The organism is Frankia canadensis (assembly GCF_900197875.1).
Lineage (GTDB): Bacteria > Actinomycetota > Actinomycetes > Frankiales > Frankiaceae > Frankia > Frankia canadensis.
Window position 1 is genome coordinate 44,729 of sequence record NZ_FZMO01000024.1, and the last position, 20,341, is coordinate 65,069.

At 73.8% G+C, this 20,341-nt stretch carries 12 protein-coding genes; 10 read left to right on the forward strand and 2 right to left on the reverse strand.

The features are described 5' to 3' along the window. Window position 1: 1 nt before the first annotated feature. On the reverse strand, window positions 2-3,004 hold the full coding sequence (locus C1A33_RS03515) for a sensor histidine kinase (protein WP_101830077.1): 3,003 nt from the start codon (window positions 3,002-3,004) through the stop codon (window positions 2-4). An 872-nt stretch (window positions 3,005-3,876) separates the two neighbouring features. Further along, the gene (locus C1A33_RS03520) at window positions 3,877-4,950 is read right to left on the reverse strand and encodes a thioesterase family protein (RefSeq protein WP_243407134.1); all 1,074 of its coding nucleotides are present in this window, start codon (window positions 4,948-4,950) and stop codon (window positions 3,877-3,879) included. 138 nt (window positions 4,951-5,088) lie between these two features. Here C1A33_RS03520 and C1A33_RS03525 point away from each other — a divergent pair, with 138 nt between their 5' ends. From C1A33_RS03525 to C1A33_RS03565, 10 genes are all read left to right on the forward strand, one after another. Beyond that, the gene (locus C1A33_RS03525) at window positions 5,089-5,850 is read left to right on the forward strand and encodes an enoyl-CoA hydratase-related protein (RefSeq protein ID WP_101830078.1); all 762 of its coding nucleotides are present in this window, start codon (window positions 5,089-5,091) and stop codon (window positions 5,848-5,850) included. A gap of 165 nt (window positions 5,851-6,015) precedes the next feature. After that, complete coding sequence (locus C1A33_RS03530; protein ID WP_243407135.1) at window positions 6,016-6,252, forward strand: DUF6343 family protein; 237 nt, start codon at window positions 6,016-6,018, stop codon at window positions 6,250-6,252. 234 nt (window positions 6,253-6,486) lie between these two features. Next, the gene (locus C1A33_RS03535) at window positions 6,487-7,782 is read left to right on the forward strand and encodes a DUF445 domain-containing protein (RefSeq protein ID WP_101830079.1); all 1,296 of its coding nucleotides are present in this window, start codon (window positions 6,487-6,489) and stop codon (window positions 7,780-7,782) included. Window positions 7,783-7,793: 11 nt separating this feature from the next. After that, window positions 7,794-9,521 carry a glycosyltransferase 87 family protein gene (locus tag C1A33_RS35550; protein WP_243407136.1) on the forward strand — a complete coding sequence of 576 codons (1,728 nt, stop codon included), beginning with the start codon at window positions 7,794-7,796 and terminating at the stop codon, window positions 9,519-9,521. Between the two features lie 561 nt (window positions 9,522-10,082). Then, entirely contained in the window at window positions 10,083-11,438 is a 1,356-nt protein-coding gene (locus tag C1A33_RS03545; protein ID WP_101830080.1) for a DEAD/DEAH box helicase, read from the forward strand. A 306-nt stretch (window positions 11,439-11,744) separates the two neighbouring features. Then, window positions 11,745-11,921, forward strand: coding sequence for a hypothetical protein (locus C1A33_RS34550; RefSeq protein ID WP_165818211.1), 177 nt, complete (start codon window positions 11,745-11,747; stop codon window positions 11,919-11,921). 187 nt (window positions 11,922-12,108) lie between these two features. Further along, window positions 12,109-13,197, forward strand: coding sequence for an alpha/beta fold hydrolase (locus tag C1A33_RS03550; RefSeq protein WP_101830081.1), 1,089 nt, complete (start codon window positions 12,109-12,111; stop codon window positions 13,195-13,197). Continuing rightward, complete coding sequence (locus tag C1A33_RS03555) at window positions 13,194-14,783, forward strand: pyridoxal phosphate-dependent decarboxylase family protein (protein ID WP_207770141.1); 1,590 nt, start codon at window positions 13,194-13,196, stop codon at window positions 14,781-14,783. Before C1A33_RS03550 ends, C1A33_RS03555 begins: the two co-directional genes overlap by 4 nt. Window positions 14,784-15,048: 265 nt before the next feature. After that, window positions 15,049-18,582 carry a DNA polymerase III subunit alpha gene (dnaE, locus tag C1A33_RS03560; protein WP_101830097.1) on the forward strand — a complete coding sequence of 1,178 codons (3,534 nt, stop codon included), beginning with the start codon at window positions 15,049-15,051 and terminating at the stop codon, window positions 18,580-18,582. 470 nt (window positions 18,583-19,052) lie between these two features. Next, the coding region (locus C1A33_RS03565) for an SAM-dependent methyltransferase (RefSeq protein WP_243407138.1) at window positions 19,053-20,341 on the forward strand (1,289 nt) is incomplete at its 3' end.

Genomic DNA, 20,341 nt, shown 5'->3' on the forward strand with positions numbered 1-20,341 from the left:
CTCAGGTCACCTTTCCCACATCGTCGCCGTCGTTGGAATCCTGACCGTCCGCCAGGCCGCGACCGAAGTTGCTCTGGAAGGACGACATCATGCTGCGGATCTCGTCCGGGCTGCGCTGCGCGGCCAGGGGCACGGGGCGCTCCTCGGCCGCCTCGCGGCGCAGCTGCGGCGCGAGGTTCGCCCGCCGGGTCCGCTTGGGCAGCCCGTCCGCGTCGGTGGTGGCGGAGCGGCCGCCGCGGTCCGGGTGCTCCGGCCCGCCGGCGCCGCGCGAGCGCGTCGGCGGCTGACCACGATGCAGCGGGACGATCGACTGGTCGGCGCCGGTGTCGCCGCGGCGAGGCCCGGTGCCGCGGCGCAGCGGCGAGGTGAGGGGGTCCATCCGAGCCACCTCGCCGCCCCGGACGGATCCCCCGCCGGTGTGCGCCGACACGTCCCGCCCGGCGGGCGGATACCCGAAGGGCGCCGCCGGCTGGCCCGGGCCGCCCTGCGGGTAGCCACCGGTGTCGAAGGCGGTGCGTTCCACCGGCGCCGCACCGAATCCGTTCACGGCACGGGGGTCGGCCCCGGGTGGTCCGCCGAGCGGATCCACCGGCCCGGTCCCGTCGGCGGGGCCTGACGGGATGTCCACTGCGGGAGGCGGAGCCGAGCGGCCCCTGCGGCCTCGCCGGGAGGGCAGTTCGGGAAGAGCCCCGCCGGCCGCCTCGCCCGCGGGACCACTGGTGGGCTCGGCGTCGTCGGTACGCGCGGGCGCGTCGGAGCGGCGCCCGCCCGCCCGCCGGCGGGGCCGGTCGGCGACGAACCAGCTCGACCGCACGGTGGCGAACACCGGCAGGTCGTCGATGAGCGTCTCGTCCTGGCCGCGTTGCGGGTCCGGGAAGAGTTCGCGCTGGTCGTCCCGCGCCGCGTCGCCGCCGGCCGCACCGAGGGGGAGGGGGCCGGTACGTGCCGGCATCCCGTCGTCCGGCGAGAACTCGTCGCCGTACTCGCCGGTGTCCGCGTACGGGTCGGAGAAGCCGTCCTCGTCAAGGACCGGGCCGTCGAGCGCGGGGACGGCGGGGGCCGGCAGCGCACGTACCGTGGCGCCGCCCGAGGTGCCGCTGTCCTGCCCCTCCTCTTCGGGCTGGCGCAGCAGGGTGGCGGGGACGAGGACGATCGCCATCGTGCCGCCGTAGGGGGACGGGCGCAGGCGTACCGACACCGCGTGACGCTCGGCGAGGCGGCCGACGACGAACAGACCGAGGCGCTCGCTGGTCGACAGATCGAACGGCGGCGGGTTCGCGAGCCGCTCGTTGAGACCGTGGAACTCCTCGGGGCTCATGCCAAGCCCCCGGTCCTCGACCTCGATAACGAAGCCGTTGGACACCTCGTGCCCGCTGACCTGGACCGGTGTGTGCGGGGGCGAGAAGGACGTGGCGTTCTCGATGAGCTCGGCGAGCATGTGGATGACGTCACCGACGGCGTGGCCGCTGATCGCGCCGCCGTCGATCGGCATGACCTTCACCCGGGTGTAGTCCTCGACCTCGGCGACGGCACCGCGCACCACGTCCTTGATCGCGACGGGCCGGCGCCAGCCACGGGCGGGCTTGGAGCCCGACAGGACGATGAGGTCCTCCGCGTGGCGCCGCATGCGGGTGGCGAGGTGGTCGAGGCGGAACAGCTCCTCGAGCTCGTCGGGGTCGGTCTCCTTGCGCTCCAGACCGTCGATGATCTTCAGCTGGCGATGGATGAGCGCCTGGCTGCGCCGAGCGAGGTTGAGGAACGTGTCACCGATGCTCTTGCGCATCGCCGCCTGCTCGACCGCCGTGCGCACGGCCACCGCGTGCACGGTGGAGAACGCCTCGGCGAGCTGGCCGATCTCGTCTGTGCTCTGCACGTCGACGGGGAATGTCTCCGCCGACATGTCGACCTGTTCGCCCCGGTGAAGGCGTTCCACAACCCCGGGAAGGCTCTCGTTGGCCACTTCGAGCGCGCCCTGGCGCAGGCGGCGCAGGTGCCGGATCATCGGGCTCGCCACCAGCAGCGAAATCACCAGGGAGACGACGAGAACCAACGCGACCCCGATACTACCGAACAGCGCGTCGCGGGACGCCGAACTGGAGATGTCCTCGCTGGTCGTGCCCAAATCGGTCGCGATCCGGTGTTCGACCTGTCGCATCGCCGTGATCTTCGCGTCCACGGTCCGCAGCCAGTCCTGCTGGGTGATCGTCAGTGGCTGGCCGTTCGCGACAGCATTCACTGTGTCGTCGCGCATTGCCGTCGCCGCCGAGATCGTGCGCCCGACCGTCACGTTGTAGAACGACTGCTCGTCCGGGGTGGCGGTGGTGCGGAACTGCTGCAGCCACGCGTCCTCGGCACCGGCCGCGCTCTGGATCTGGCGCAGCGTCACCGTATCCGTCTGCCGGAGAATGATCACTCGGGCGACGGCGCCGCGCTGTTGGGCGGCCTGTTCCTTCGCCTGGGAGATACCGACCAGCGTGGTGGCTCCGTTGACGAGAGCCGCGTTATGGCTGCCGGCCGCCACACTCCCGTTGAGCGAAAGGAGATCGCTAACCAGGTCATTGAAGTACGAATTGTTGTCGTCCACCTGCGCCTGGTGCACGTCGAGCGCCTTGCGCTGCGCGGGCAGCCGGTCCAGCCGGTTCGCGATGGCCGCCAGCGTCGTCGCGAGGGTGTCGCGCGCGCCGGAGGGCAGCGCGGCCTCGCCGGCACGGTAGGTGGCCAGGGCCTGGTCGACGGGCCCCCGCGCGGCGACGGCCACCTGCCCCTGCGCGACGGCCATGTAGTTGGAGCCCGCGTAGGAGTTCGTGGCGTACCGCTCGGCCTGCAGTGCGGCGACCAGGTCATTCGCCTTGATCGAGAAGTTTGCCAGCGCCTTGATGCGGTTCGCGGCCCGTACGTTGTCGACGTTCCCTCGCACCTGTATCGCGCTCAGCACCGCCAAGGCGGCCAGGGGGACGACGAGAATCACCACGAGCTTCGAGCGGATGGGCCAATTCTGGAGCATCCGGTCCTCTCGTCCGGCACCCGGAGCTGGGCGCCTCGTGTGCGGGGTTGCTGTTCGTGTTCAAGCGGGACAAGGCCCCCGCGGACCAGACACGACAACGCACGGGCCGGCACATTGGCAGCGCGGTCCGACCATCTGACGATTGTTCCGGGGGGTGCGGACAACTCTAGCGGTCGATACCGGGCGCGGTGTTAGGGGCAGGGCGCGCCAAACAAATGGCTACGAGGGCGTCGCAGGGGGTGACGGGCATTCGGCGCCACCCGCGGCGCGGTATCACCGGCCGCGGAATTAATTCGGGGTATCCGGTCCCGGGTAGCGTCCAGCGACCAAAACGAGCACGAATCAGCGGTAGCCAGCGGGAACGCGCACGGATCACCGGGGCCGCTCGGCGTCCGCCCGGTAACCGGTTTCGCGACAGCGACAACGCGCACACTCCGGCCTTGCCGGAGACACATCAAGGCACCCCCGGACGCACAGCCGCACCCGAAACGCCGGACAGCGCCGGCATCCCATGCCTTTACCAACTCTTGTCGACCCGCTAAGAGGGCGGTGCGCACCGCCGGCCAATCGCCGACATGCCGCGCAAAGCCCCGTGCCGCCCTCGGTGGACCGGAGGTACCCCAGGTGAGACCGTTTCAATCCAGGTCCGCAGCGGAACCGCCATGCCCACCAGTCAACTCGGACAAAAAGCGCATTCCTTCGCAGGTTTTCCGCGGCAAGGACGGACGTGGGCAGTCCATGGACGGGGACAGACCAGGGCGGAGACAGACCGGGGCGGGGACAGACCAGGGCGGGGGCAGGCCGTCGGTGACGGCGTACCGGCCGCTCCGCCCGCGGCGCACCCGGCGGCGGACGGAAGGGCGAGCGCGGCGTCAGCCCGACAGGCGGGACCGGGCGGCGCGGTCGACCCCGCCGCGCTCCGGCGGGCGGACCCGGTGGACGAGAACCGACTGGCCGGTCACGGCGATCAGCGTCCCGTCACCGGCGTACATCCGGCCGCCCAGATGCGCGACGTTGCGGACGATCCCCTCGACCCGCACGTCCAGCAGGATCCACTCACCGGCCGGCAGCACCGCCGGACCACAGGCGGGTGCGACGAGGCGAAGGTGGTTGTCCAGGCTCGTCCCGAACGCCATGTCGCCGATCGCCTCGATGAGCGCGGCCGGCGCGAGGTCACCGAGCACCGCGAGTGCCGCGCCGGCGGGCGCCAGCGGGGGACGCAGGCGCAGCCACAGGGCGCTGCGCCCGGTGCCCGGCGTCCCGTCGAGATCGACGCGGGCCGGGCGTGCCCAGCGCTGGTCGAGCAGGGACACGAGGCCGTCGTCGCGGTAGTCGAGCCAGGTCGGGTACTCCCGCGGCGGGCAGTCCTCGGGGGCGGGCGCCCAGTGCGCAGGTGGCGCGAACCGGGTGACGTCGCCGCCGCCCCGGCCGAACGTGCCGCTCGTGACGAACACGGGCCGGCCCTCGACCGTGGCGCGCACGACGGCCTGCGACAGGCCGCGGCCGGCGGGGTCGATCTCGAGATCCACCGTCCGACCGGCCTCGACCGGGGCGAGGAACTGGGTCTGTGCCCACACGCCGTCACGGCCGCCGCAGACGCGGACGAACTCCATCGCGGCGGCGAGCCCGCAGCCGCCCCACAGCGTCCCGCGGGTGTTGAGCAGATGGTCCGCCGCGACGAAGCGTCCCCGCCTGCGCACCGGATCGACGGTGAGCCCGAGCAGCTGTGTGATCGACGCGGCCTCGGACGGTGAGGGCCCCCCGCAAACCCTGCCAGCGCCCACCGGCGACTCCCGGCGGGGATGTGGCGCCGCGCCGCCGGATGGCGCGGCGGGCGCGGCGGCGGGCTCGCCGGCCACCGTCCGGACCGCCTTGCCCCCGCCGGTCCGGGTCGCCGCGTCATGGACGATCCCTGCCGCGGTGCCGGCTTCGCTCGACCCAGTCACCCTGCCATCCTGGCAGTCCGGCTCCCCCGCACCCACCGGGGCTGTGACCGGAGCCTCGGCGGCCGGCCCGTCGAGAGCTTTCGCCCGCCCCGGCTCAGTGACAGAGTGGGTGCGCTCGGCAGGGACCGAGGAGGCCGCATGAGCGACGAGATCCACAGCGACGTCCACGGGGGCGTGCAGACGGTGCGCATCGTGCGCCCCGACAAGCGCGGCGCCCTGACACAGGGCATGTACAGCGCGCTCACCGAGGCGTTCACAGCGGCCGAGGCCGACGCCGGTGTCCGGATCATCCGGCTGTGCGGCGACGCCGGGTCGTTCACCGCGGGCAACGACCTGGACGATTTCCTGGCCGGTGGGGCACTGCGGCCGGACGGGCCGACGATGGGGTTCCTGCGGGTCGTCGCGCGCGGCACCAAGCTGCTCGTCGCCGAGGTCGACGGGCCCGCGGTGGGGATCGGCACGACGGTGCTGCTGCACTGTGACCTGGTGTACGCCACCGAGCGCAGCAGGCTGGGCCTGCCGTTCGTCAGTCTCGGGGTGGTGCCGGAGTTCGGGTCGAGCCTGCTGCTGCCCCGACGGGTAGGGCCGGCGGCCGCGGCGCGACTGGTCTACTTCGGCGAGCCGTTCGGTGCCGCCGAGGCGGCCCGGCTGGGAATCGTCACCGAGGTGCTGGCGGACGCGCAGGCGCTGCGGGCGCGGGTCGACGACCGCGTCGCCGCGCTGCTCGCCCAGCCCGCCGAGGCCCTCGCCGCCACCCGGGCGCTGCTCCACGACGCCGGCGACGCCGAGATCCTCGACCGTATTGAGCTCGAGGGCAGGATCTTCGCCGAGCGCCTCGCCTCGGCGCAGACCCAGGCCGCGATCGCGGCGCGGATGCCCGGCCGGAACCGGGGTTCCTGACGGGTGGCCATCGGATCGCCGCACCACACCCCCGACGCCCGCTGACCTCGCCCCCCGCACGGCCGGTTCGGCGGACGTGCCCCGGGCATACCGGTGACCGTGACCGGTTCCCTGCCGCGCCAGCGTGAGCGGGGGGACGTCGTCCCACGCCGACGCTGGTGGCGCGTGTCGTCGCCCGTTTCGGGCGGTTTTCCGCCGGCCCGCAGTGCCCTCGGCCTGCGTGTTGTGCTCGCCACCTTCGGGTTGATCTTCTGCGGGGTGTGCGCGGGGCTGTTCGCCGTGCGCGGGCAGGCCGGCGCCGCGGCGGTGCTGGCGGTGCTCGCCCTGGTGGCGATCGTGGATCTCCTCGTCCTCGGGTGGCGCCTGCGCCAGCGCGCCCGCGGCGCCCCGCCACCCGTCTGATCGCCGCCGGCGACCGCGGACCGCGAGGGCGGACCGGTGCGCGCGCACCGCACGGGTTCTCGGAGCAGGACCGCGCAATCCCGAGCCGGCCTACCGCCACAACGCCCCACCCTGGCCGCATAGGGTGTTCGTAGCGCGGGTCAGCCGGCGGTGATGGCGGGCTGCTCCCGCCCGCGGTGACGGCCACGGTTCACGTCTGCGGGCAGGCGGCGGTCAGGAAGAGGACGGCGGTCGATGAGCGACCCGGCGGGCTACCGGGAAGGCGCGGAGCTCCCCCGGGGGACGGCGGACGAGCCGGAACTGCGGCAGGGACTGCGGCGGATGCGGATCATCGCCACCGGCCTGCTCGCCGCCGTCGTGACGGTCTACCTGGTCACGCAGGGCTGGCACAGCCACGGCGGCCCCGCCTGGGCCGGGTATGTGGCCGCGGCCGCCGAGGCCGGTGTCGTGGGCGCGCTGGCCGACTGGTTCGCCGTGACGGCGCTGTTCCGCCACCCGCTGGGCCTCCCGATCCCGCACACGGCGATCATCCCGCACCGCAAGGACGCCCTCGGCCGCGGCCTGGAGACGTTCGTCAGCACGCACTTCCTCGCCGAGGACGTGATCCGCGAGAAGGTGGACGGTGTCGGCGTCTCGGCGCGGGTCGGCGCCTGGCTGCGCCAGCCGGCGCACGCCGAGCGGGTGACGACCGAGGTCGCCGAGCGGCTCACCTCCGTCATCGCCGGGATGAACGACGATCTCGTCCGGGAGATCGTCGAGAAGGCGGTGCTGCCGCGGGTGGTCGAGCGTCCCTGGGCGGGGGTGCTCGGCATGGCACTGCAACGGGTGCTCGACGACTCGTTGCACCACCGGCTGGTGGACGTGCTCGTGGCCGAGATCCAGGACTGGCTCGTGCACAATCCGGACACGTTCGTCCGCCTCGTGCTCGACCAGGCACCCTCCTGGACGCCGCAGTGGCTCGACGAGGCGGTCGCCGCCAAGGCGTACGACAAGGCTCTCGAGGCGGTCGCGCAGCTGCGGGCCGATCCCGAGCACCGGATCCGCCAGGCGATCGACCGGTTCCTCGGCGACTTCGCCGCCCGGCTTCGCACCGACCCCGAGCTGGGCGAGCAGGTGGAGCAGCTCAAGGGACGGCTGCTCGGGCACCCAGAGGTGGGCCGGGCCGTGAGTGCCATCTGGGCGACGACGCGGACCATCCTGCTCGACCTCGCCGGGGATCCGCGCGGCACCGCCCGGGTCCGCGCGACCGACGAGCTGGCCGCGTTCGGCGCCCGCCTGGCCACCGACCCGCAGCTCGGCCGCACCGTCGACCGCGGCGCCGCGGACCTCGCGACCCGGGCGGTGGCCCGGTACAAACGGGACATCGCGGCGATCATCGGCGACACGGTCGCGAGCTGGGAGCCGGCGGAGACCTCGCGGCGCATCGAGCTGCACGTCGGCCGCGACCTGCAGTTCATCCGGATCAACGGAACGGTCGTCGGCGCGCTGGTCGGGCTGGTCATCCACGCGCTGACCGACCTCGTCTTCTGACAGGACGCCCCATGCAGGCCACACCGAGTGCCCGCGACCCACGTGACCCACACGACGCCGGCGGCACAGCCGGTGCCGCGGACCGGCGCGATCCGCGGCCCGACCCTCCGGCCGTGGTCACCGGATCGGGCGGGGACGGCTGGGCGGCCCTGCCCGAGCGTGTCGTCGGCCCCGTCACACCGAGCGGCCCGGGACCGGCCCGCCGCCGGCGCCGCTGGCCCGAACGGCGGGCGCCGATCGGGCCGCCCGGCCGGTCCCTGGCGGCGGCCGTGGGCCTCACCGGGCTGGTCGCCCTCGCCTGGTTCGGGATGATCAGCCGCATCGGCCACTTCGACGTGGACGTGTTCCTGCGCGCCGGCGCGGCGGTGCGGGCGGGCCAGGACCCCTACCCGACACCGGGTACGGCCGCCGTGCACTCGGGCTTCGCGTTCGTCTACCCGTACCTGACCGCCCTGCCGTTCGCGCCGCTGTCGGGCCTGCGGCACGCCGACGACGTGTTCGTCGCGCTGTCGGTGCTCGCGGTGCTCGCCGGCGCACGCCTCGCCGGCGCGCGGGACTGGCGGGTGTTCGCGCTGGTCATCGCCGCGTCCACGACGATCATCGGGCTGCAGATGGGCACCCTCAACGCGTTGCTGTTCGCCGGGCTCACCCTCGCCTGGCGACGACGGGACCGGCCAGCCACCTGTGGGACGGTCCTCGCGCTGCTGGTCTACAGCAAGGTGTTCCTCCTTCCCCTGCTGCTGTGGCCGGTGCTGGCCCGACGGTGGCGGGCGGCGGCGGTGGCCGGCGTGGTCCTGGCCGTCCTGCTCGGCGCCGGCGAGCTGCTCAGTCCGCTCGGGACCCGGGGCTACCTGGACCTGCTGGGTCAGCTCGGCCGGGCCGAATCGGTCGCCGGGGTGAGTCTGACGGGACTGCTGGCCAACGTCGGGCTGCCGATGGGTGTCGCCGCGGGGCTGGCACGGGCGGCCGCGGTGGCGGTGCTGGCCGGATGCGGGTGGGCACTGCGCCGCCGGGGCCACGACGAACGGCTGGCGTACACCGGCGGGGTCGTCGCCGCCGTGCTCGCCTCCCCGATCGTCTGGTGCCACTACCTGCTTCTGCTCGTTGCTCCCCTGCTCGCGCTGAGTAGACCGTCCGGACCAGGGCGCCCTGTCGGGGTGGCTGACGCGGACGCGGTGGCCGACCCGGACGGGGTGCGTGGGCCGCGCCGGCGACGGCGTGGGCGGCCCGTGGGGGCGAATCGGCCCGAAGGTCCTGTCTCCCCCGTGCCGATCGCCACGTTCGCGGCCGCCTCCTGGTTTCTCGTGACCCCGCACCGCAGCAGCGGCGCCGCTCTGGCCGTGACCGCCCTCATCCTGGCGCCCCTGGTGGTGTCCTGCCTGGTGAGCGGGGGTGCGCCGGGGCCGTTCGGCGATCGGCGCAGGCCGATGGTCCCGCGGGTGACCCTGGTCGCGTCCACGACAGCCGGGATCGGGCTCGTCGTCGCTGTGGGTGATGGCCTGGCGGAGCTCGCCGCCGTGCACACGCCGGGTGCACACGTCGTCGGCGCGTACGCCGCGGTCGTCGGCATCCTCGCACTGCTTGCCTGGGCAGTACGGACCACCGCCGTATCCTGGTCGCCTGTGGGCGTTGTGGCCCTCGACGGCCCGATCACACCGGCGACCGGTCGCGAGGCCGACGGCGGTCCGGCCAACACGGAGGACTCCGGCGCCGCGCGCCGGGGTACGGGCGGATCGTGACCGGGCAAAGTGCCTCAGACGGGCATGCACCTGGCCGTTGCACCCTGCCGGCGGGTCCCGGTCCGCGGATCGTCGAGGTACCGTGAACAGGACGACGGCCCGAGCGGCTGTCCGCGCCCGACCGAATGGTCGGGTGTGCGAGGTCGGTGCGAGCGCCAAAGCGGGACATTCCCGCCGTGGGTCCGGTCGCGGAGCCGGCCGTACCCCGGCCGCCGGACGATGCGCGGGCTTGTGCGGATCTTCGCACTCGTCCAACTGATCTCATGGTGGCCCTGACCTGATCGGCGGATACCTCTGTCTCAGCACGGAAACTCCCAGTCCCTTGCTGCCCACCGCCAGCCGCGCCCGGCCCGGGGCCGCGGCGGTCCGAGCGGTGCGGGCCGCGGCGCCGGCCGCGGTTCCCGGTACGGCGGCTCCCGCGTCGGCGGACCGGCGCGGCCGGCCGCTCCCCTCATCACGACCCGTGACCCCCGGCCCCCGGCGGAGTCCTTCGAGGACGCCGGCCTGCCCCGCCGGCTGATCAAGGCGCTGGCCGAGCGGGACATCGCCGCCCCGTTCCCGGTGCAGGCCTCGACCCTGCCCGACGTGCTGGCCGGCGAGAACGTCCTCGGCCGGGCACGCACCGGCTCGGGCAAGACACTCGCGTTCGGGCTGCCCATGCTCGCGCGGCTGTCGGCTGGCGGCCCCGCGCAGCCACGCCGTCCCCGCGGGCTCGTCCTGGTGCCGACCCGCGAGCTCGCCCAGCAGGTCAACGACGCCCTCGAGCCGCTGACCCGGTCGCTGAACCTGCGCATGGTGCCCGTCTACGGCGGAACGTCGATCAGCCGGCAGATCTCGGCGCTGCGCCGCGGCGTGCATCTCGTCGTGGCCACCCCGGGCCGGCTGACGGACCTCGTCGAGCGCGGCGCCTGTGAGCTCGGCGGCATCGAGATGACGGTGCTGGACGAGGCCGACTTCATGTGTGACCTCGGCTTCCTGCCCGCGGTGCGGGCTCTGCTCGACGCCACCCCGTCCGACGGGCAGCGGCTGCTGTTCAGCGCGACGCTTGACCGGGAGGTGGAGGTGCTCGTGCGCGACTACCTGCCCGACCCGGTCCTCGTCGCGATCGACTCGGAGACCTCCCAGGTCACGACGCTGGCTCGGCACGCCCTCGAGGCCCCCGACCGCAACGCGCAGGTCGCGCTGGTGACGGCGCTGGCCGGCGGGTCGGGGCGCACGCTGGTGTTCGTGCGCACCCAGCGCGACGCCGACCGGATCGCCGAGTCGCTGAGCCGCGCCGGAGTGCCGGCCGAGCCGCTGCACGGCGGGATGCCGCAGGGTGCCCGCACCCGGGCGCTCGCCGGCTTCACCGACGGCTTCTACCGGGTACTCGTCGCCACCGACGTCGCCGCGCGCGGCATCCACGTCGACGGCATCCGGCTCGTCGTGCACCTCGGCCCGCCCGAGGACGCCAAGACCTACCAGCATCGTGGTGGGCGCACCGCGCGCGCCGGCGCCGACGGTGCCGACGTGCTCGTCACCCTGCCCGCGGAGCGCGGCAAGGTGCGCGGGCTGCTGCGGGCGGTCGGCATCGAGGCGCGGCCGGCCACGACCACGCCCGATGACCCGATCGTCCTGGAGCTCGCCGGTCCGCCGGCCCCCCGGGTCAGCCGGAACGAGATCCCGCAGGCCCGCTCCGGCGGCACCGCGGGCGGCCGGGGCCCGCGCTTCGCCGGCGCGGGCAGCGGAGGCTCCCGCTCGGGCGGCGGCCCGCGCCACGGCGGCGGACCCGGCGCGGCTCCCCGTGACGGCGACTCCCGCCACGCCCGCCGCGACGGACACCGCCTCGGCCGCCCGGCCTCCGGCGGTCGGGCACCGCGGCACGGCAGCGCCGCCGTGCCCGACCAGACGCCGGCGTCCTCCGCGCCGAGCGCCTGACCCGCCTGTCGCCCGCCAGCCGGGCGACCGGCCGCGCCCCGTGTCCGACCAGGACTCAGGGCGCGGCCGACCAGGCGGTCTGGTCACCATCCGTATCCACCTCCGCCCGTGTTCTCGGCCGGCCCGGTCGGACCGACCCGTTCGGGCCGGCCGGGTTCGCGACGCTGTGACCTGGCACGCGGGACTGCCCGTCAGCGCACCGTTCGGTTCCGTGGTGTGAGCAGGGCCACCCGAGGCCTTTGCGCACCCCGTCCCCTGGATACCGTTTTAGGGACAGGTGTCGACATCACTGGAAGGAGCGTGCGCATGGAGCAGAACCAGCCCGGCCCTCTGACCTCCGGCCTTTCCGGATCGGGGCCGCGGGAGGCGATCCCCGGTGCCGCCGATGGCGTGAGCGGCGCGGACCCCGCCGCCGAGAAGATCGCCTTCGGTTCGGTCGCGAACCCGAAGCGGCTGCGTCTGGGCGTACCCCGGTCCGCGTGACCCGCGGGCGGTCAGGGTCGAGGAGGGTCGGCCGCCGCCGGGCGGCCGGCCTCACGCCTCCCTGCCCACCCTTCATCACCATCCGTCGCATCGTCATGCCCGCCCTTCCCCTCTCCCGCCCTCTCGCGCGTGCCACCAGCGCGGCCTCGCCGTTCACTGCGGGCCGCGGGCGCCCTACCGTCGAGGGATGACCAACCTCGAGGAGACGTCGCGCACCGACGGTGATACGCCCGGCGTGCCGGTGCTCCCCCACCCGCCGGTGGTGCCCGGGGCACCCGTGTCGGCGGTCAGCGGGCAGACGGCCGAGGGCCATCGGTCCTACTGGGCGCAGCTCGGTGGGCCCGTGCACTTCGTCGACTTCGGGGGCCCGGCCACCGCGCCGCTGTTGCTGTGCGTGCACGGCCTCGGCGGCTCGCACCTCAACTGGCTGCCGCTCGCCCCTCTTCTCACCGCGTCCCACCGGGTGCTGGCCGTGGACCTCGCCGGGCACGGCCGCACCCCGGCCGCCGGGCGGCGCACCGACGTCGCCGCCAACCAGCGCCTGCTCGACCGGTTCCTCGCGGAGGTCCTCGCCGTCGCGCCGGTCCTCGTCGGCAACTCGATGGGCGGCATGATCAGCCTCCTGCAGGCCGGTCACCGACCGGACTCCGTGGCCGGCATGATCCTCGTCGACCCGGCGCTGCCCCGCCCCCGCGGCGTGCGCCCGGATCCGGAGATCGCCCGCCTGTTCGCCGGCCTGTTCGTCCCCTGGGTCGGCACGGCCGTGCTGGCCCACCGGCGGACCCGCTACACGCCGGGCGAGCTCGTCGAGCAGAGCCTGCGCCGGATCTGCGCCGACCCGGCCCGCGTTCCCGCCTCCGCCCGGGTCGCGATGGAACGCGCCCAGCGGGAACGGGACGGCCTGCCCGACGCCGACCAGGCGTTCGTCGCCGCCGCCCGGTCGGTGGTGTGGTCGCTGCTGCGGGCGGCGCCGCTGTCGCGACTGGTCCGCACCGTCCCGCATCCGACGCTGCTGCTGCACGGCACCGCCGACCGGCTCATCCCGGTGGCGGTGGCGCGCGACGTCGCCGCCCGCCGCCCGGACTGGCGGGTGGAGATCCTCGACGGGCTCGGGCACGTGCCGATGATCGAGGACGCTGACCGCACGGCGACACTGATCCAGGACTGGCTGTCGGGCGAGGGGCGGGTCGCGGCCGACCGGGCCCGCCCGGCGCCCGGCCCCGGCGCCGCGACCGGACGGCCCGCGGCCGCCCCGACGCCGGCGGTGGGCGGCTGAGCGGCCCGGCCGATCCCGGGCCGGCGCTGGCGGCGGCGCTGCGGGCCGCCACCGGACACGCGCACGACTGGCTCGCGGGATTGGGTACCCGTCCGGTCCGCCCGGCGCACAGCGCCGCTGAGGTCCTCGCCCGCCTCGACGACCGGCTGCCCGACGGCCCCACCGACCCGGTGGCGGTCATCGACGCGCTCGTCGAGGCGGTGGATGGCGGGCTGACCGCCACCGGCTCGCCCGCCTTCTTCGGCTACGTCATCGGCGGCACCCTGCCCGCGGCGCTCGCCGCCGACGTCCTCGCCGTCGTCTGGGACCAGAACGCGGCGCTCGCGTCGCTGTCGCCGGCGGCCAGCGCCGTGGAGTCCGTCGCCGGGCGCTGGGTGACGCAGCTGCTCGGCCTGCCGTCCCACGTGTCCGTCGGGTTCACCACCGGCACCCAGATGGCGCATGTCACCGCCCTCGCGGCCGCCCGGCACCGGGTGCTCGCCGACGCTGGCTGGGACGTGGAGGCCGACGGCCTGCTCGGCGCACCCCCGGTGCGGGTGCTCGCCGGCGCCGACCGCCACGCCACCGTCGACGCCGCGCTGCGCCTGCTCGGCCTCGGGCGGCGCGCCGTCGTCCCGGTGGCCACCGACGGGCTCGGCCGCATGCGCCCGGACGCGCTGCGCGCCGCCCTCGCCGGCGGCGCGCCGCCCTCCCACACCCACCCCGGCCATGCGGCCGGCCCCGGCCGCGCCGCCGCGGCCCGGCCGACGATCGTCATCACCCAGGTGGGCGAGGTCAACACCGGCGCCGCGGACCCGCTCGCCGAGATCTGCGCGCTGGCCCACGAGCACGGCGGCTGGGTGCACGTCGACGGGGCCTTCGGGCTGTGGGCGGCGGTGTCGGGATCGCCGGCGCGGCGTGCCCTCGTCGCCGGGGCGGCGCAGGCCGACTCGTGGGCGACCGATGGGCACAAGTGGCTCAACGTGCCCTACGACTGCGGGATCGCGCTCGTCGCCGACCCGGCGGCGCATCGGGGGGCGATGGCGGCACCCGCCGTCTACTTCCCGCCGGACGGGGCCGGCCAGCTCGATCCGGTCGACTGGACGCCGGAGTTCAGCCGCCGGGCGCGGGCGTTCGCGGTGTACGCGGCGCTGCGCTCGCTGGGCCGCGCGGGCCTGCGTGAGCTTGTCGACCGCTGTTGCGACCTCGCCGACCACGCCGCCCACCGACTCGCGGCGGTACCCGGCCTGAGCGTGCTCAACGCCACCGACGGCCCCGCCGCGCCGGGCGGGCTCGTCCCGCTCAACCAGGTCCTGCTCCGGGTGGACGGCCCGGCGCGGCGCCCGGGGTGCGCCCGGGCGGACATCCCGTCGCGCGGATACCCGGACCCCGCCGTGGCGGGCGACCGGCTGACCCGCGAGGTCACCGCCGCGGTGACGGCGGGTGGCGAGGCGTACCTGACCGGCACGACGTGGCGCGGGCAGGCCGCGATGCGCCTGTCCGTGAGTAACTGGGCGACCACCCTCGCTGACGTCGACCGCGCCGTCGACGTGATCGCCGCGGCCGTTGCCGCGCGCCGCGCCGGGGGCGCAGGGGACGCTCGGTAACCGCCGGCCGGGAGCGCTCCGTCGCACGCCGTGGGCCGCCGGCATGGCGGCGATCCGGGGCGCGGCCGGGCAGCTAGGCTGCCGGGACAAGTCCCGTCCATCCGGCCGATCCCCCGCGGCGGGCGCATCGGCCCGGCCCCACCCGACAACCTCGGCCGAGTCCGGGCCCACCGGGTGCGCCGGGTGCGTCCCCCGTCGGGCACCGCCGGGTGGGTGGCCGTCCGCTTCGACCGGCGTGCCCAGCGCGCGGAAGGGTCCGTCCGAGGTGTCAAACTCCTTCGTCCACCTGCACGTCCACACCGAGTACTCGATGCTGGACGGCGCGGCCCGGTTGAAGGACATGTTCGCCGAGGTGTCGCGCCAGCAGATGCCGGCGGTCGCGATCACCGACCACGGCTACATGTACGGCGCGTACGACTTCCACAAGCAGGCGACCGCCGCCGGCGTCAAGCCGATCATCGGCTGCGAGGCGTACGTGGCCCCCCAGTCGCGCCTGCTCAAGCAGCGTGTGCGCTGGGGCGAGCCACACCAGAAGGGCGACGACGTCTCCGGTGGTGGCTCCTACACCCACATGACGATGTGGGCGCGCAACGCGGTCGGCCTGAAGAACATGTTCAAGCTCAACTCCCGGGCGTCGATCGAGGGTCACTACATCAAGTGGCCGCGGATGGACGAGGAGATCATCGCCGAGCACGCCGAGGGGCTCATGGCGACGACCGGGTGCCCGTCCGGGAACGTGCAGACCCGGCTGCGCCTCGGGCACTTCGACGCCGCCCTGCAGGCCGCCGCGACCTACCAGGAGATCTTCGGCAGGGAGAACTTCTTCTGCGAGATCATGGATCACGGGCTCGACATCGAGCGCCGGGTCCGCGACGGGCTCGTCGACATCGCCCGCAAGCTCGGCATGCGCTTCGTGGTCACCAACGACTCGCACTACACCTACGAGTCCGAGCGCGAGGCCCACTCCGCGCTGCTGTGCGTCCAGACGGCCTCGACGGTGGCGAACCCGACCTTCCAGTTCGAGGGATCGGGTTACTACCTCAAGAGCGCCGAGGAGATGTACGCGATCGATGGCTCGGACGTCTGGCAGGAGGGCTGCGAGACCACGCTGATGATCGCCGAGCGGGTCGACCCGACCGGCATGTTCAGCAAGCGCAACCTCATGCCGCGTTTCCCGGTCCCCGACGGCGAGACCGAGGAGAGCTGGTTCCGCGCGGAGACCTGGGCCGGCATGGACCGGCGCTTCCCCGGCGGCTACGACGAGGAGCACCGCGAGCGGGTCGAGTACGAGATCGGGATCATCCTCCAGATGGGGTTCCCCTCGTACTTCCTGGTCGTCGCCGACTTCATCATGTGGGCGAAGAGCCAGGGGATCCCGGTCGGGCCCGGCCGTGGCAGCGCCGCCGGGTCGATGGTCGCCTACGCGCTTGGCATCACCGACCTCGACCCGATCCCCCACTCGCTGCTGTTCGAGCGCTTCCTCAACCCCGAGCGCGTGTCCATGCCCGACATCGACATCGACTTCGACGAACGTCGGCGCGGTGACGTGATCCGCTATGTGACCGACCGGTGGGGCGAGGACCGCATCGCGCAGATCGTCACCTACGGCACCATCAAGGCGAAGGCCGCCATCAAGGACTCCTCCCGTGTCCTCGGCTACCCGTACGCGGTCGGCGACCGGATCACCAAGGCGATGCCGCCGGCCGTCATGGGCAAGGACATCCCGCTGGGCGGCATCTTCGACGAGAAGCACCCGCGCTTCAGCGAGGCCGGTGAGATCCGCGGCCTCTACGAGTCCGACGCGGACGTCCGCAAGGTCATCGACACCGCGAAGGGCCTCGAGGGCCTCATCCGCCAGGCAGGCGTGCACGCGGCGGGCGTCATCATGTCCGCCGAGCCGATCATCGACCACATCCCGGTGTGGCGCCGCGACGCCGACGGCGCGATCATCACGCAGTTCGACTACCCGACCTGCGAGACGCTCGGCCTGCTCAAGATGGACTTCCTGGGCCTGCGCAACCTCACGGTGATGGACGACGCGGTGCGCAACGTCGAGTCCAACCGGGACCGGACGATCGACCTGCTCGGCCTGAGCCTCGACGATCCCGCCAGCTACGAACTGCTGGGCCGCGGCGACACGCTCGGCGTGTTCCAGCTCGACGGCGGCCCGATGCGCTCCCTGCTGCGGATGATGCGCCCCGACAACTTCGAGGACATCTCCGCCGTGCTCGCGCTCTACCGGCCGGGGCCGATGGGCGCCAACTCGCACATCAACTACGCGCTGCGCAAGAACGGCCAGCAGGAGATCACCCCGATCCACCCGGAGCTGGCCGAGCCGCTCGCCGACATCCTCGACACGACCTACGGCCTGATCGTCTACCAGGAGCAGGTCATGGCGATCGCGCAGAGGGTCGCCGGCTACTCCCTCGGCGGCGCGGACCTGCTGCGCCGGGCGATGGGCAAGAAGAAGAAGGAGATCCTCGACAAGGAGTTCGTCCCGTTCTCCAGCGGGATGAAGGACAACGGCTACTCCGACGCGGCCATCAAGACACTGTGGGACATCCTCGTCCCGTTCTCCGACTACGCCTTCAACAAAGCGCACACCGCCGGCTACGGACTCGTCTCCTACTGGACGGCGTACCTGAAGGCCAACTATCCGGCCGAGTACATGGCGGCGCTGCTCACCTCGGTGCGTGACGACAAGGACAAGTCGGCGATCTACCTCAACGAGTGCCGACGGATGGGCATCCGGGTGCTGCCGCCGGACGTCAACAGCTCCAACGCCGACTACACGGCGCACGGATCGAACGAGATCCGGGTCGGCCTCGCCGCCATCCGCAACGTGGGGACGAACGTCGTCGAGTCGATCGTGCGCACCCGGGGAGCCAAGCCCCGGTTCGTGTCGTTCCCGGACTTCCTCGACAAGGTCGAGGCGGTGGTCTGCAACAAGCGCACCATCGAGTCGCTGATCAAGGCCGGCGCCTTCGACGCCCTCGGGCACACCCGTCGCGGCCTGGTGGAGCGGCACGAGCAGGCCGTCGACGCGGTCATGAGCGTGAAGAAGAAGAACGCCGAGGGCCAGTTCGACCTGTTCGCACTCGACGACACCGAGGACGACGGCGGCGCGCCGATGTTCGGCGTCCAGGAGTTCTCCGACCAGGAGTGGGACAAGACGGTCAAGCTGTCCCACGAGCGGGAGATGCTCGGCCTGTACGTGTCGGACCACCCGCTGCGCGACGTCGAGCACATCCTGGCCGCCAAGGCCGACTGCGGCATCGCCTCGCTCACCGGCGGTGAGTACGCGGACGGCTCGACGGTGACCATCGGCGGAATCATCTCCAGCCTGCAGCGCAAGGTCACCAAGCAGGGCAAGCTCTGGGCGCTGACGACCATCGAGGACCTGGAGGGCGGTCTGGAGGTGATGTTCTTCCCGCAGACCTACGAGACGTGCTCGACGCAGCTCGCCGAGGACGCCGTCGTCATCGTCAAGGGCCGCCTCGACAAGCGGGAGGATGCCCCGCGGCTGATCGCCTCCGAGCTGACCGTGCCGGACCTCAGCGACCAGGCGCTGAGCCCGCCGGTGATCATCACGATGCCGGCGTCGCGGGTGAACCCGCCGACCGTCGAACGGCTACGCGAGGTACTCGGCACCCATCCGGGCACGACCGAGGTGCACCTGCGCCTGCAGGGCGCGAGCCGGGTCACGCTGCTGCGCCTCGACGACGCCTACAAGGTGCAGCGCACCCCCGCGCTGATGGGCGACCTCAAGGCCCTGCTCGGCGCCGCCGCCGTCGCCTGACCTCCGCCGGATCGGGCCGGGGCGGCCAGCGGCCGCCCCGGCCCAGCCCGGCCGGGCGTCCACCGCGGGCGTCTCGCGCCGTGCGTGGCCTGGTGTTCTCAGGAGGTCAGCAGGCGGTTTATTCCCGTTCTCGGGCCTACTGGCATGCGACACCTGCCACCGTTCGAACGCGGCTTTTCCGGGGGACGATGCCACCCAGACAACCAGGTGCGACCGCGCCCCGCGGGGCTGGGCCGACCAGGGTCCGCGACCGGCCGGCGCGCACAGCACCGGTGGTTTGTCCAGACCCGGGTCGGGCGGCGCCGACCGGGCCGGTCCCCGGCGCTGTCCCCGCCGGCCGACTCCGGCGACGTCCCAGCACGGGGACGGCGCACCCGAGCCGGAGGATGCGCCGTGACGATCAGTCGAGACCTGGAGGACCCCCAGCCCGTCGCCCCCGCGACCCCCACCGGTGCCGATCCGGCGCCCGCGTGGTCGCCGCAGGTCGCGCGGCGACGCACGCCCTGCTCGGGACCCTGCTCGGGCCCGACCCGCCGGTCCGGGTCACACTGTGGGACGGTTCGACGCTCGGCCCCGACACGCCGACCCGGATCGCCGTGCGCTCCCCCGAGGCGATGCGCCGGGTGCTGTTCCGCCCCGGCGAGCTGGGCCTGGCCCGCGCGTTCGTCGCCGGCGACCTCGACGTCGACGGCGACATCTTCGCCGCCCTCGGAGTGCGCGAGGGGCTGTCGACATCACCGCGGCGGCTTGACGCCGCGGCCCGGGGCGCGCTGTTCACCCTGCTGCGGGAGCTGGGCACCCGGCCGCCGGTCCCGCCGGCGGAGGAGGCCCGACTCCATGGCCGCCGGCACAGCCAGGACCGCGACGCCGCCGCCATCTCGCACCACTACGACGTGTCGAACGACTTCTACCGCCTGCTGCTCGGCCCCACGATGACGTACTCGTGCGCGGTCTGGGAGTCCCCGTCCGTGGGGCTCGACGCCGCCCAGGAGGCCAAGCACGAGCTGGTCTGCCGCAAGCTCGGCCTGCGACCCGGCGAGCGGCTGCTTGACATCGGCTGCGGCTGGGGCAGCATGCTCCTGCACGCCGCCCGGCACCACGGCGTGCGCGGAGTGGGGGTGACGATCTCGGTGGAGCAGGCGACGGAGGCACGGCGCCGCATCGCCGAGGCGGGACTGTCCGACGCGATCGAGATCCGCCTGCAGGACTACCGGGAGATCCCCGACGGCCCGTTCGACGCGATCAGCTCCGTCGGCATGGTCGAGCACGTCGGCCGGGCGATGCTGCCGACCTACTTCGCCAGCCTGTACGGGCTGCTGCGCCCCGGCGGCCGGCTGCTCAACCACGGCATCTCCCTGCCCGGCGACCCGGCGGGCGCGGGACGCGGCCGCCCGCACCTCGGGCCGGTGCCGCTGCCGAAGGGCCGGGACTTCCTGCGCCGCTACGTGTTTCCCGACGGGGAGCTGCACGAGATCGGGCTCATGACCTCGCTGACGCAGGCCGCCGGCTTCGAGGTCCGCCACGTCGAGAACCTGCGCGAGCACTACGCGCTGACCCTGCGCGCCTGGGTGCGCCGCCTGGAGGAGGACTGGGACACCGCCATCCGGCTGGCCGGCGCGGGCCGCGCGCGGGTGTGGCGGCTGTACATGGCGGGCTCGGCGCTCAGCTTCGAGTCCGGCCAGACCCAGATCCACCAGACGCTGGCCGTCCGCCCCGACGCCGGCCGCTCCGGCCAACCCCTGCGCCCCCACTACGACTC

Coding starts and splice junctions, on each gene's coding strand:
- C1A33_RS03550 (WP_101830081.1), top strand. CDS start 12,109: ATGACCAACCTCGAGGAGACGTCGCGCACCGACGGTGATACGCCCGGC.
- C1A33_RS03525 (WP_101830078.1), top strand. CDS start 5,089: ATGAGCGACGAGATCCACAGCGACGTCCACGGGGGCGTGCAGACGGTG.
- C1A33_RS35550 (WP_243407136.1), top strand. CDS start 7,794: ATGCAGGCCACACCGAGTGCCCGCGACCCACGTGACCCACACGACGCC.
- C1A33_RS03535 (WP_101830079.1), top strand. CDS start 6,487: ATGAGCGACCCGGCGGGCTACCGGGAAGGCGCGGAGCTCCCCCGGGGG.
- C1A33_RS03515 (WP_101830077.1), bottom strand. CDS start 3,004: ATGCTCCAGAATTGGCCCATCCGCTCGAAGCTCGTGGTGATTCTCGTC.
- C1A33_RS34550 (WP_165818211.1), top strand. CDS start 11,745: ATGGAGCAGAACCAGCCCGGCCCTCTGACCTCCGGCCTTTCCGGATCG.